Here is a 12941-nt window from a genome sequence, read left to right on the forward strand (position 1 = left end):
CACCAGATCGGAGAAGGCGAACGCACCGGTCACCACGAGCAGGATCAGCGCTGCGGCGGTGATGATGCGGCCGGTGTGCGCGGTGCCGGTGTGCACCGCGTCGCTGGTGCTCGCGCCTTTGGCCCTGGCCTCGACCATGCGGGAGAGCAGGAAGACTTCGTAATCGGTGGACAGGCCGTAGATGATCGCGATGATCAGCACGAGCACATTCGACTGGATGGGCTGCGGGGTGAAGTTCAATAGTCCTGCGGCGTGGCCGTCGACGAAGATCCAGGTCAGGATGCCGAGGGTGGAGCCGAGGCCGAGCGCGCTCATCAGTGCGGCCTTGATCGGCAGCACCAATGAGCCGAAGGTCAGGAACATCAGCATCGTGGTCACGAGCAGGACCAGCGCGATCATGACCGGGATCCGGTAGAGCAGTGCGTCGATGCTGTCCTTCTGCATGGCCGGAATGCCGCCGACGTACATGCCGACGCCGTCGGGGAGTTCCATCTTGCGCAGGTATTCGATGGTTTCCCCGCCTTCGTTGGGGTTCACCAGTGTTGCCTTGGAGCGGTAAACGTTGCCCTGGGTCAAGGATTTGGACGGCATCTCGAACTGACTGGCCAAGCCGGGGGCGTGTCCGGCCGTGCGCCAGGCCTCGCCGACCGGCGTGCTGTTGTCGGCGACGAAGACGAGTTCGATGGGATCGGATCGGCGCTGTGGGAAGAAGGTGTCGATCTGTTCCTGTGCGACGCGTGTCGGGTTGTCCGGTGGCAGATATCGTTCGCTGAAGCCGCCGAAGATGAGGTTCTTGACCGGGATGATCAGCAGGAAGAGGAGGATGACCAGTGGGATCGCGACGGTGAGCGGTCGCTGCATCACCCAGCGTGTGGTCTTGCCCCAGAAACCGCCCTCGATTTGTTCGGCGGTCTTGGTTCTTCGGAACCGGTTGAACCCCAACATATCCACGCGCGGACCGAGGACGGCCAGGCTGGCGGGCAGGATGGTGATGGCGGTGAACGCGGCCAGCAGGACGGTCGCGATGGCGCCGTAGGCCATCGATTTGAGGAAGCCCTGGGGGAACAACAGCATGCTGCCGAGGCTCGCGATAATCATGGTCGCCGAGAACACGACGGTGCGTCCGGCGGTGACGACGGTGCGGCGCACCGCGGCGCGAGTGTCGTAGCCCGCGGCGAGTTCCTCGCGGAATCGGCTCACGATGAACAGGCCGTAGTCGATGGCCAGGCCGAGGCCGATCATCGAGAGGACCGAGGAGACAAAGGAATTGACCTCGGTGAGGCGGGTCAGGAACATGATGATGCCGGATGCGCCGATCACGGTGAGTCCGCCGACGAGCAGCGGCAGTGCGGCCGCGATGAGGCCGCCGAAGATGAAGAACAGCAGTACCGCGACGGCGGGGATGGCCAGGACTTCCATGCGGTGCACATCGTCGGCCATCGTGTCGTTGAGTGTGCCCGCCACCGCTTGCAGGCCACTGACCTGCACGGCTATGCCGGGTATAGCGAAGGCGTCCTTGACTTTCCGGAAGTTGCGCACGGAGTCGGTGTCGTTGTCGCCCGCGATGGCGATCGCGGCGACGGCGCGCTTCTTGTCTTCGGTGGCCGCCTTCGCGCCGCTGATCTTCGCGCCGTCGACGCGCCAGTAGGACGCGTTGACGCCGGTGATCTCGTTCGGATACTTGTGCGGGAGGCTGTTGAGATTGTCGATGATCGGTTGGCTGAATTCCGGATCGTCGACGGTCTTGCCGTCGGGTGCGGTGTAGAGCACGACGACGTCGAAGTCGTGATTGCGGCCGAAGGCGGCGTCGGCGAGGCGTGCGGCCTGTGCGGATTCCGATGTGGGATCGTCCATACCGCCGGAGCTGAGGTGGTCCTCGAGCCCGAGGCCGTATGCACCGAGTGCAAGGAGTGCGCCCACTACGACCGCGAGGACGGCGAAGCGCAGCCGGTAGACGAGATCTCCCCAGCGCGTGAACATCAGCGCGCTCCTTGCCAGCGGGAAAATTGGTGTGCTGCTTGCTTTGCCGCGCCGATCGCCAAGGGGCTGCATCCTTTCCGGGGGTGCACGCTCGATGTGCCTGTAATCAAAGGTACAGGCCAGTGTGAAGGGCTAGTGTTTCAGAAATGATGCCACCACGCGCGCGGATGTGACACGGATTGCATTGACTGCCAAAGTGTTCGAATCATGCCGACTGGCAGTCGATGCAGACGTGCGGGTTATGAAGTCCGCGGCGGCGTGATGGCGAGATCGGTTGGGCCGAGGATCTTGCCGAGAGTCGCGGCGAGCGTATGCAATTCGTCCCGATCCAGCTTGTCGGCGAAGCATCGTTCGATACCCGCGAGGTAGCCGGGCGCGGCCGCGTGCAGACGCTTCCGGCCCGCATCGGTGATGGCGACGAACGCGGATCTGCCGTCGTCGGGATTGGATTCGCGTGCGACCAGACCCGCGGCGGTCATCTCGGTGACGAGCCTGCTGACCCGAGTGCGGCTGAGTACGACGCGTTCGCCGAGATCGGTCATGCGCAGTGGTTCGACACCGTCGAGTTCGAGCAGCACGTCGTACCACGCGAGTGGGAGTCCGAAGTCCCTGCGCAGTTCGGCATCCAGGCGCGGGACGAGGTTCGCGTGCACCCGTAGCAGTGCCGACCATGCGCTGGCGGCCGACTGGCGGTGCTGCTCCGTGTGCGTCACGGGCCGATTCTAACCACTTGCGTGCACCCGCACGCATATAATAGCGTGCGCACGCACATAAAATTGTGTGCATCGTTGGGAAGGAAATCTATGAGCACAGTCATCGCCCGTGACGAACTGGCCGCCGCGATCGAGGCCGGTACGGTGACGGTCCTGGACACCCTTGGTGCGGGCTACTACGAGAAAGCGCATCTGCCGGGTGCGCTCACCCTGGTCGAAGCTGATGTGGAATCCCGCGCTGCGCGGTTGCTTCCGGACCAGCACGCGCCCATCGTGACCTACTGCTCGAACAACGCCTGCCAGAACAGCGAGGTAGTCGCGGTCAAACTGCGCGCCCTCGGATATACGAACGTGCGTGCCTATCGCGCCGGCATCCAGGACTGGACCGAAGCAGGCCTGCCGATCGAATCCGAATCCTGAGTCCGGCCGGATCGCGGTCGGGCGGCGCACCGCCCGACCGCGCATCAATCGACGAGTCGATGCGCGGTCTTGTGCCCGCTAGGGGATCAGCGGATGATCGTAGAGGTAACGATTTCTGGTCGGGGGCATTTTCATCGTCGATCAGTCAGGAACGTTGTAATGACCACCAGAATTGCCTCGGCGATCGCCGCGATCGCCATCACCGTCTCTGTTGGCGCTCTTGCCGCTCCCACGGCATCGGCGGAACCGGTTACACCTACGCTAGGTTCGGTCGTTTTCTGCTTCAACGTCCCGCTGGGTCCCTTCTTCAGCTTCAGCATCTGCATCTGAGATTGCCGGGCGGGCAAAAGCCGCGGACCAGCGCGGCGTTCATAAAGAAGTGAATCTGTCGGTGGGCCGGGCTACCGTGGGGTGATGGCCGCGCATCTGACGCACTGGGGAGTGTTCGAAGCCGACAGCGATGGGCAGCGGTTGACCGCAGTGCGTCCATGGCGCGGGGATCCGGAACCGACGGCATTGATCGAGAATGTGGCCTCGGCACAACATCATCCGACGCGGATCGATCAGCCTTATGTGCGGCAGGGGTGGTTGGAGCACGGGCCGGGTGCGGCTGGGCGCGGCGATGAGCCGTTTGTTCCGGTGTCGTGGGAGACCGTGGTGGAGTTGGTATCCGGTGAGTTGAATCGGGTTTACGGCGAGTACGGCGCGGAAGCCGTGTATGGCGGGTCGTACGGGTGGTCGAGTGCGGGGCGGTTTCATCACGCGCAGAGTCAGGTGCATCGGTTTCTGAACTGTCTCGGCGGTTATGTCCGGAGTGTGCACAGCTACAGTCTGGGGACCTCGCAGGTGTTGTTGCCGCATGTGATCGGCTCGATGGGGCTGTTCGAGGGGCACGCGACCGCGAAGAGCGTGCTTGTCGAACACACGGAGTTGGTGGTGGCCTTCGGTGGGCTGTCGCCGAAGAACTCCGCGGTCTCGCCGGGTGGTGTATCGCGGCACAACACCGGGGCCTGGATCGCTGCGGCGCGGGCGCGCGGCTGCCGATTTGTATCGATCAGCCCACTGCGCGATGACATTCCGGCGGAGGCCGCGGCCGAGTGGATCGCACTGCGGCCAGGTAGCGATGCGGCGCTGATGCTGGCGCTGGCCCAAGTGTTGGATGCGGAGGGGTTGGCGGACAAGGATTTTCTGGATCGGTACACGGTCGGGTACGAACGGTTCATCGATTATGTGCGTGGCGAAACCGATGGCGTGGTCAAGGATCCCGCGTGGGCGGAACGGATCACCGGGTTGTCGGCCGGGCGGATCCGTTCGTTGGCGCGGGAGATGACTGCCGCGCGCACGATGATCAATGTGAGCTGGTCGTTGCAGCGTGCCGAGCACGGTGTGCAACCGCTGTGGCTCGGGGTCGTGCTTGCGGCGATGCTGGGCCAGATCGGTCTGCCGGGTGGGGGATTCGGGCACGGTTACGGGTCTTGCGCTCATGTCGGTGAACCAGCGCGCGGGCAGTCGGTGCCGAGGTTTCCACAGGGCGGCAATGGTGTTTCGACGTTCATTCCGGTTGCCAGAATCGCCGATATGCTGCTGAATCCGGGGGAGCCCTTCGATTTCAACGGTATGCGACTGGTGTACCCGGATATCAAGTTGGTGTACTGGTGCGGCGGGAATCCCTTTCATCACCACCAGGATCTGGCCCGTCTGCATACGGCGTTCACCCGGCCGCAGACGGTGATCGTGCACGATGCGTTCTGGACCGCCACCGCGCGCCACGCCGATGTAGTCCTCCCGGCGACCATGAGCATCGAACGCGACGATTTCGGCTCGGGGCAGAACGATCGCGAGTTCTTTCCCATGAAGGCGCTCACCCGGCCGCACGGGCGGTCCCGTGACGATTACGCGATCTTCGCGGAACTGGCCGAACACATCGGTGTCGGTAAGGAATTCACCGAGGGGCGCACCGTCGAGGAATGGTTGCGGCATCTGTACGAGCAATGGCGCGCTGGGCTCGACGATCCGACGGTGCCGGAGTTCGACGAGTTCTGGGACAGCGAGTCGGTCACGGTCGCGGTCCCCGATCCGGAGCAGGTGCTGTTCGCAGATTTCCGCGCGGATCCGCAGCGCTTCCCGCTCACCACACCCAGCGGCAAGATCGAGATCTTTTCCGAAACGATCGGCGGGTTCGGCTATGCCGATACCCCGGGTCACCCGGTCTGGTTGGAACCGGTGGAATGGCTGGGCGCCGCGACACGATTCCCGCTGCAGCTCGTCGCGAATCAGCCGCGCACCAAACTGCACAGTCAGCTCGATGTCGGCGCGCACAGTCAGTCGGTGAAAATCGGTGGGCGGGAACCGGTGCGGTTACATCCCGACGATGCCGCGGCACGAGGTCTGCGAGACGGGGATATCGTGCGAATCTTCAACGATCGCGGAAGCTGCCTGGCCGGGCTGGTCGTCGACGACGCGGTCCGGCCGCAGGTGGCGCAGCTGTCGACGGGCGCCTGGTACGACCCGGATCCGGCCGACCCCACCTTCTGTCGGCACGGCAACCCGAATGTGCTCACCGCGGACCGTCCCGCATCGACCCTGAGTCAGAGCTGCGCCGGACAATTGGCGCTGGTCGAGATCGAGCCGTACGACGGTGAGCTGCCGGATGTGGCCGTTGTTCGGCCACCGGCCACGATCGAGCGCGTTTTGTGATGGCGCGGGTGAGGCTGGTCTCAACGGGTGGTCCCGGCTGTGGTCCGATATCGGATTTCTGTCAGGATTTCGAATTATGGTGTCGAATCCGTTGCCTGCGGTAGCTCGCCGAATCGCACAGAAACGCTGGGTCATGCGCACGGCGCCGATCGTGATGCGGCTGGAACGGTTTGTGCGGCGGGTCAGCGGTGGTCGGCGCGGTGTGCTCGATCTGGCGGGTTTGCCGTCGATCGAGCTCACCGTCGCGGGCCGCAAAACCGGGATCCCGCGCACCACATCGCTGCTGTATGTGCCGCGCGGTGACGACTTGCTGCTGGTGGGCTCCAACTGGGGCAGCCCCAAGCATCCGGTGTGGTCGGCAAATCTGCGGGCGGCGGACACCGCCATTGTCCGGCGGAAAGGTGAGCGGTTCGAGGTGACCGTCAGCGAGTTCACCGGTATGGACCGCAAACGGGCCTGGGATCTGGCGGTCGAGTTCTGGCCGGGCTACGAAATGGAATGTGAGCTGTCCGGCGGGCGGACCTTCCGCATTTTCGAATTGCGCCGCAGCTGAATTCACTCCGCGGCAGGCACGATCGGCGCGCCCGGATGCGGCACCGGCACTGGTGGGGTCAATGCGGCGGCGGGTGAACCCGGCTTGGCGGGTGGCGGCGGTAGGGCCGGTGTGAGCAGTGGCGGTGCGGCCGGTGCGGGAACGACGACCCGAGTCTTGTCCGGGGTCGGTTCGTGGCAGTCGGGGGCATCGGATTCGCCGCAGGTGGCGGGCACGATCGGGGCCGCATGGGTGACGGTCGACAGCGCGCTCGTGGCAATCATGAGGACTCCGGCCGCGACCACGACGGCTCGGCGGGATGCGAGGGACATGGCGATCACAACCAGATCGGATCGCCGTACACCGCGACCGAATTGTCGGCGGTATCGGTGGAAATGGTCGCGATCACATACGAGCGCAGGCTGACCGGCCCCATGCAGGCGTCGATTTTGATCTGTACCTGGTCGGTGGTGATCGAACCATGAGGTCCGGCAAGGGCTTTGGTGCCGAACGGGATGGTGGTGATCGTGCCCGGTTTGAAGGTGGTGGATACGCTGGGCAGTGCCGCGGCCCCGATGCCGACGCTCAGCCCAGGAGCCGGCGCGACCATCACATTGACGTTCGGTCCGACCGACGCCGCGAGCCCGAGCGAGATGCCATTGGAAACATCTATCTGGCAACCGATTTGGTAACCCAGCGTGAGCGTGCCCGAGTTGACCGATACACTGCCCGCGCCGGTGATATCGGCGGCCGCGCGCACACTGACGAAGCCCTCTCGAGTGAAAGCGGTCTCGGCGAGATTGGGAACCCGATCGAGGTTTTCGGCGGTTTTCGTGACCGTGAGCTGCCATCCGTCCTCGGTGGTGACCGTGCGGGACTGATCCGGTAGCGCATCCGCCGAAGCCGATTGTGCTGGAACGAAACTCAGCACACCCGCGGCCAGTAGGCATAGCGGGACGCCGGTCGAGCTATTCATATTGTCGATCTCCTCGCTTACGTTGCAGTCGAACGATATCCGACGCTGTGCGGGACCTCCGTCGACAGGTCGCTTGTCCAAAACGGTGCGTGGTCGGTATCGCAGCGCGCAGAATCCGAATATGCGATTCCATGCCTTCAGCGACGATGTGCTTGCCGACCACGATGCGGTGACGATTGCGAAACTGGTGCGTCGAGGCGAAATCGGCGCGGCCGAGGTCGCCGAGGCGGCGCGAGCGAGGGCCGCGCAGGTCGATCCGACATTGCGTGCCCTTGTGGTCTCGGCGGAATCCGCACTGTCGGCAGGTGATCCGGATGCGCCGCTGTTCGGTGTGCCGACGTATGTCAAGGACAACACCGATGTGCGCGGTCTGCCGACCAATCACGGCACCGCGGCGTTCGTCGGGCGGCCCGCCGCCGAGGATGGGCCGTATGCGAAACAGTTTCTGAGCACCGGGATGTCGGTGCTGGGCAAGAGTCGGCTACCGGAGTTCGGTTTGAACGCGAGCACCGAATTCGCCGCGGCCGAACCGACGCGCAATCCCTGGCATACGGACTATTCACCGGGTGCGTCATCGGGTGGTGCGGCCGCACTGGTGGCCGCGGGGGTGGTGCCGATCGCGCACGGCAATGACGGTGGCGGGTCGATTCGGATTCCGGCCGCGTGTTGCGGCCTGGTCGGGTTGAAGCCGAGCCGAGGGCGGCATATCGACGGTCCGCAGGCGCGGTCGATGCCGATCAATCTGGTTTCCGAAGGTGTGCTCACCCGATCGGTGCGCGATACCGCGACGTATTTTGCTGCGGCCGAACGTCATTGGCGCAATCCGAAGTTGCCGCCGGTCGGTCTGGTCGAGGGTCCGGCGCGGCGACGGCTGCGGATCGGGGTGATCGCCGATTCCATCACCGGTACCGAAACCTGCCCGCAGACCCGGGCCGCACTCGACGACACCGTCGCGCTGCTGGAGAAGATGGGGCATGAGGTACTTCCGATCGCGCTACCGGTCTCGCAACGTTTCGTCGACGACTTCACCACCTACTGGGGACTTTTGGCGTTCCTGATCGAGGCGGGCGGGAAATTCGCGATCGATCCGCGGTTCCAGCCGGGTGATCTGGATGCGTTCACGCACGGACTCGGAGCGCTGTATCGCAAGTCCATGGCACGAACACCAGCCATCCTCTACCGCCTTTCACAAGTGCGTCGCGCCTACGCGGGCATGTTCCGCGACCACGAACTGATCCTCTCGCCGGTCCTGGTCCACACCACTCCGCAACTCGGCCACCTGAACCCGACCGTCCCCTTCGGTGAACTTTTCGCGCGCCTGATCTCCTGGGTCGCCTTCACCCCGTTGAACAATGTCGCAGGCACACCCGCAATCTCACTGCCCATGGGCGCCTCCAGCGAAGGCCTTCCGATCGGCATGCAATTCTCCGCGGCCCACGGCGACGAACGCTCCCTGCTCGAAATCGCCTTCGCCCTCGAATCCGAACGGCCCTGGCGGCGCATCCAGGACTGATTTCGGCTACTCGGGAATCGCGCGCCAATCCTCGCCGAAGGGCCCGGCCCGGCGCGCGACCATATCCAGGGCTTGTTCGCGCGCGCCGTCGATCGCGCGCTGCCACTGCTCGGGCACCAGCCCCAGCCGAATGGCGAGTGCGTATTCGTCCTCGTCCTTCCAGTGATAGCTCAGATCCGGTTCGACAATGAGATCCAGGTGCAGGTCACTGGTGTCGACGCCGTCGGCGGTCCGCGTGAACGGCAACTGGAAATTGACGTACCACCACAGGAATTCGCCTTGCTCGTTCCACATCGGGGCAATCGCGAAATAGCGATCCGCATACATGATCGCCAGCCGTGTGGTGTGCTGCCACACCCACGGTCCCATCTCCCACTCCCGCCGCGCATACGCCTCCAGCAACCGCCCGCGCGCCTCCCGATCGCCTTCCCACATGGACCTGATCCACAACTCCGGCCCTGCCCCCTCGGTTCCCGGCGTCAACAACACCCGTAGCTCATCGCCCTGATCCGCCACCACCCGCTGCGGCCACTCGGTGAATGGCCGCTCGAAGATCATGTCCCGCACCACAATCGTTCGACCCACTGCGAAAGACGTCACCGTGCCAGCCTAGTTCGCCGAGCCGCCCGCACGCTTCGTGTGGGCCTGGGTGATTCGGTGCGCCGAGTGACCCTCGCTGCGGTCATGCCGGAGGGCGATCACCCATTGACTGAGGCTAGACGATCGTCTAGCCTCATTTTTCGAGGAGAGATCCGTTAACGACGCTTAACCCATGTTCCCGCCGATCTCGCAAAGCCGGGAGCGTATTTATCGCATGCTTCCGATCCATTGATCATGTGCCGGTTTCGGCCTGCCCATTTTCGGAATGCCCGCGATTCACGAGAGGAAGTGAACCGATGCGGCGCACCGATGGTGAGTTGATTCTGTTCTGGTCATTGCCGGTGACGGCGGTGCTGTGGATTTCGGCGTTCTTTCTGTTCCCGGGTTTCGTGCATCCGATGTCACCGACGATGTCGGCGCAGCAGGTCGCCGATTTCTATCGTGACCCAGGTAATCTCACGCGCGTCCGGTACAGCATGATCATGTTCAACTGGTTCGGCATCTGCCTCATACCCGTGGTGATGCTGCTGGTGATCCAGATGCGGAAAATGGCGCACCGGACACCGATCTACTCCTATTGCATGCTGGCGTGCACTGCCGGTGGGCCCGCGATATTCCTGTGCGCCGATCTGTTCTGGCTGCTGGCAGCGTTCCGACCGGACCGGCCCGCGGAGCTGACCCAATTGTTCAACGATCTCGCGTGGGTGACATTCACGGTGCAGGTGCCGTATCTGATCATGCAGAGCCTGCTGCTGGCGCTGGCGATCTACACCGATCATCAACCCCGCCCGGTCTTTTCGACCTGGGTAGCTCATTTCAATGTCGTCATCGCGATAGCGCTCGCGCCCGCGACGTTTACCGGGCTGGCGCTCACCGGTGCGATGGCCTGGAACGGGCTTTTCCCGTTCTGGGTCAAGAACATCGCCATCGCGGTCTGGATCGTGGTGATGGGCGTGGTCATCGGCCGGCAGGTCTACCACCGGCGCGCCCAAGAGACAGGCGCCGATGGCCCGGTCACCGATCAGCGTGTCTCCGAGGGGGTGACGGCATGAGCGCACCGGCCATACCGACTGAAACCCCGATTACTGTGCCGCCACTTCCGAATTCGCCGTTGGCGCGGTTCGGGTGGCACTGCCGCCACAACCCCAAACGTGAACTCTGGTTCGCGTGGTGGGTGACGGTGATCTTCTACCAGCTCTACACCGTCGCCTACTTCATCCTCTCGCGCACCCAACCGCCACCGCATCCGGGATGGGACGCCGACCGGGTCGTGCGCTGGTTCCACGACCACCACTGGGGCATCCTGATCGGCTTCGGCCTCATTCTGCTCGTCACCGGCATGACCGCACAGCAGAACGCGCTCATCGCCTATTCGATGCGCCGCATGTCGGTCAGTCGCGCATTCGCCTACTCCTACCTGGTGCTCTACGCGCTGGCCGCGATCCCCGGCATGGTGCTGATGTGCATTGTGCTGACCGTGGGCGCCATGCGCCCCGACCGCGACCCCGAACTGCAATACTGGCTCTACGACCTCGGGTTCCTATCGTTCACCGGAACAATGGGCGTGTTCCTGATTGGAACCCTGATCTGGATGATCGCGATACTTCTGGACACGAATCGCGTATTCCCGAAATGGTTCGCCTACCTCAACCTCTGCAACGCCCTCACCGAAATCGTCGTCGCGCCCGCATGGATCTTCAAACGTGGTGTATTCGCCTGGAACGGCGCGATCGCGTTCTGGATCAACGTTGTCGTCTTCGGTGTCTACACCGTCGTCTTCATCACCTTGCTCGAGCAGTTGATCAAACGCGAAGATTTCGGCACCGGCCCGCTACCCGACTCGGTGGCCGAACAACACCCCGCACCGACCGATCCGGTGAGGACCTCCGCATGACCAACCTTGCCGGTACCAGCACTACCGAACAATCCCCGGACCAGCACACCACGGACAAACCGGCGCGCCACCTTCCCGGTCAGCCGGATATGTGGGCCTTCGTCCTGTTCGAAACCCTGATATTCACCACCTATTTCGTCGTCTACCTGATCGCGCGAATCCGCGACCAGGACAACTACCTGCACGAACAAGCGCAGCTCGAGCTGGGTTTCGGGATCTTCGACACCATCGTGATCCTGACCAGCTCCTGGTCGGTGGCCCGCTGCGTCCGATCTGCCCGGGCCGGACGCTACCGCCCGGCCCTCGTCGACGCCGTGCTCACGCTGTCGTTCGGATTGGTATTCCTGGCTTCGAAGATCGTCGAATGGCACCGGGAACTGCGGTTGGGCAACGGATTCACCACCAGTGACTTCTTCAGCCACTACTTCTTCCTCACCGGAATCCACGGCGCCCATGTCCTGATCGGCATCGTCGTGATGGGCGTGGTGATCCACGAAATCCGAAGCCCCGCACGACGGTCACAGCAGCTCATCGAGACCGGAGCCACCTACTGGCACACCGTCGATTTCCTGTGGGTCCTGATCTTTTCCCTGCTCTATGTCGTGAGGTGACCGGGTGCAATCAGTATTCAACAGCAGACTGTTCGCGGTATGGCTGCTGCTGTCGGGCTTGACGTTGACCTATCTGCTTATCGACCATTCCGCCGACAACGACGGAACCGTCACCGCCAGTAGGGTGGCCACCGTCGCCGCGATTGCCATCGCCATCGTCAAGGTGCGCATCATCTTCCGGGAATTCATGGAGGTCGGACACGCTACCCGCCATCTTGTGCCGCCTCACCGATCTGTGGATCGTGATCATGTCGGTGAGCCTGCTCGGGACCTACCTCGTCGGCATCTGGCTCGTCGGCACATGAACCAGGCCGCGCCACCAGCCGCCCGTCACGCGGATAGGTGATGACGGATACCACTGATCACCCGTCTACCCTCGACAGGGTGTCCACCGGCGTCCCACCCGCGAGCAGTTCGCAACGGAAGCGATCCGAGGCGCAGCATCGGACTCTCGATGCCGCCCTGGAACTGTTCGCCCAACACGGCGTCAGCGGCACCTCGTTCCAGATGATCGCCGACGCGCTCGGGGTCACCAAGGCCGCCGTCTACCACCAGTTCAAAGTCAAAGAAGACCTCGTCATCGCCGTCACCGAGCGAGAACTCGCCGGCCTCGAACCAGCCCTGGACGCCGCCGAAGCCGAACCCGACAGCGACCGCGCCCGAGACATACTCCTCGACCGCGTCATCGACCTCGCCATCCGCGACCGCGGCCTCGTCGGCACACTCCAATTCGACCCCGTCATCGTCCGGCTCCTCGCCGAACACAAACCCTTCCTGGACTTCCTCAGCCGCCTGTTCACCGTGATGGCAGGCGACAACACCACCGACACCCGCGTACCGACAGTCATGCTCTCCGGCTCCATCGCAGTCGCCGTCATGCACCCCCTCCTCGCCGATATGGACCCCGAAACCCTGCGCACCGAAATCACGAAAATCGCCCGCAGAATCCTGAACACCACCGGCCCGCACTGAACACCTCGGTGCCCGCCTGGTTCGCCGTCGTCG

General features: G+C 63.7%; 14 protein-coding genes and 1 pseudogene. 10 read left to right on the top strand and 5 right to left on the bottom strand.

The features are described 5' to 3' along the window. Both ON44_RS14880 and ON44_RS14885 read right to left on the bottom strand, forming a co-directional pair. Positions 1-1980 (bottom strand): MMPL family transporter (locus tag ON44_RS14880; RefSeq protein WP_040690360.1); only part of this gene is annotated, 1980 nt, incomplete at its 3' end. 239 nt (positions 1981-2219) lie between these two features. Further along, positions 2220-2693 carry a MarR family winged helix-turn-helix transcriptional regulator gene (locus ON44_RS14885; protein ID WP_051182037.1) on the bottom strand — a complete coding sequence of 158 codons (474 nt, stop codon included), beginning with the start codon at positions 2691-2693 and terminating at the stop codon, positions 2220-2222. Positions 2694-2783: 90 nt separating this feature from the next. Between ON44_RS14885 and ON44_RS14890 the strand changes: the two genes are divergently transcribed. The 4 genes from ON44_RS14890 to ON44_RS14905 all read left to right on the top strand — a co-directional run bounded on the left by ON44_RS14890 (position 2784) and on the right by ON44_RS14905 (position 6363). Continuing rightward, on the top strand, positions 2784-3113 hold the full coding sequence (locus ON44_RS14890; protein WP_040690363.1) for a rhodanese-like domain-containing protein: 330 nt from the start codon (positions 2784-2786) through the stop codon (positions 3111-3113). Positions 3114-3272: 159 nt separating this feature from the next. After that, positions 3273-3443 carry a hypothetical protein gene (locus ON44_RS51305; protein WP_040690364.1) on the top strand — a complete coding sequence of 57 codons (171 nt, stop codon included), beginning with the start codon at positions 3273-3275 and terminating at the stop codon, positions 3441-3443. A gap of 84 nt (positions 3444-3527) precedes the next feature. Beyond that, on the top strand, positions 3528-5810 hold the full coding sequence (locus ON44_RS14900) for a molybdopterin guanine dinucleotide-containing S/N-oxide reductase (RefSeq protein WP_040690366.1): 2283 nt from the start codon (positions 3528-3530) through the stop codon (positions 5808-5810). A gap of 76 nt (positions 5811-5886) precedes the next feature. Beyond that, entirely contained in the window at positions 5887-6363 is a 477-nt protein-coding gene (locus ON44_RS14905; RefSeq protein ID WP_051182038.1) for a nitroreductase family deazaflavin-dependent oxidoreductase, read from the top strand. Between the two features lie 2 nt (positions 6364-6365). Here the strand turns inward: ON44_RS14905 and ON44_RS14910 are convergent, their stop codons facing one another. Both ON44_RS14910 and ON44_RS14915 read right to left on the bottom strand, forming a co-directional pair. Continuing rightward, complete coding sequence (locus ON44_RS14910; protein ID WP_157187160.1) at positions 6366-6674, bottom strand: hypothetical protein; 309 nt, start codon at positions 6672-6674, stop codon at positions 6366-6368. A gap of 5 nt (positions 6675-6679) precedes the next feature. After that, the gene (locus ON44_RS14915) at positions 6680-7318 is read right to left on the bottom strand and encodes an MspA family porin (protein ID WP_051182044.1); all 639 of its coding nucleotides are present in this window, start codon (positions 7316-7318) and stop codon (positions 6680-6682) included. A gap of 121 nt (positions 7319-7439) precedes the next feature. Between ON44_RS14915 and ON44_RS14920 the strand changes: the two genes are divergently transcribed. Continuing rightward, on the top strand, positions 7440-8831 hold the full coding sequence (locus ON44_RS14920) for an amidase (RefSeq protein ID WP_040690390.1): 1392 nt from the start codon (positions 7440-7442) through the stop codon (positions 8829-8831). Between the two features lie 6 nt (positions 8832-8837). Here ON44_RS14920 and ON44_RS14925 read toward each other — a convergent pair whose 3' ends face one another. Further along, on the bottom strand, positions 8838-9431 hold the full coding sequence (locus ON44_RS14925) for a ribonuclease FAU-1 family protein (protein ID WP_157187161.1): 594 nt from the start codon (positions 9429-9431) through the stop codon (positions 8838-8840). 296 nt (positions 9432-9727) lie between these two features. On the opposite strand from ON44_RS14925, the gene ON44_RS14930 reads away from it, so the two are divergent. The 5 genes and pseudogenes from ON44_RS14930 (at position 9728) to ON44_RS14945 (ending at position 12908) form a co-directional block, all read left to right on the top strand. Next, the gene (locus ON44_RS14930; RefSeq protein ID WP_051182040.1) at positions 9728-10483 is read left to right on the top strand and encodes a hypothetical protein; all 756 of its coding nucleotides are present in this window, start codon (positions 9728-9730) and stop codon (positions 10481-10483) included. Continuing rightward, positions 10480-11325, top strand: a complete 846-nt coding sequence (locus ON44_RS14935) for a hypothetical protein (RefSeq protein WP_040690369.1) — start codon at positions 10480-10482, stop codon at positions 11323-11325. Before ON44_RS14930 ends, ON44_RS14935 begins: the two co-directional genes overlap by 4 nt. Beyond that, entirely contained in the window at positions 11322-11936 is a 615-nt protein-coding gene (locus tag ON44_RS14940; protein WP_040690370.1) for a cytochrome c oxidase subunit 3, read from the top strand. The genes ON44_RS14935 and ON44_RS14940 overlap by 4 nt, the downstream gene beginning before the upstream one ends. A 4-nt stretch (positions 11937-11940) precedes the next feature. After that, positions 11941-12241, top strand: a pseudogene (locus ON44_RS48270) (cytochrome C oxidase subunit IV family protein). Between the two features lie 79 nt (positions 12242-12320). Further along, positions 12321-12908 (top strand): TetR/AcrR family transcriptional regulator, encoded by a 588-nt coding sequence (locus ON44_RS14945; protein WP_051182041.1) that lies wholly within the window; start codon positions 12321-12323, stop codon positions 12906-12908. Positions 12909-12941: the final 33 nt, after the last annotated feature.

It is taken from the genome of Nocardia vinacea NBRC 16497 (assembly GCF_000308835.1).
Lineage (GTDB): Bacteria > Actinomycetota > Actinomycetes > Mycobacteriales > Mycobacteriaceae > Nocardia > Nocardia vinacea.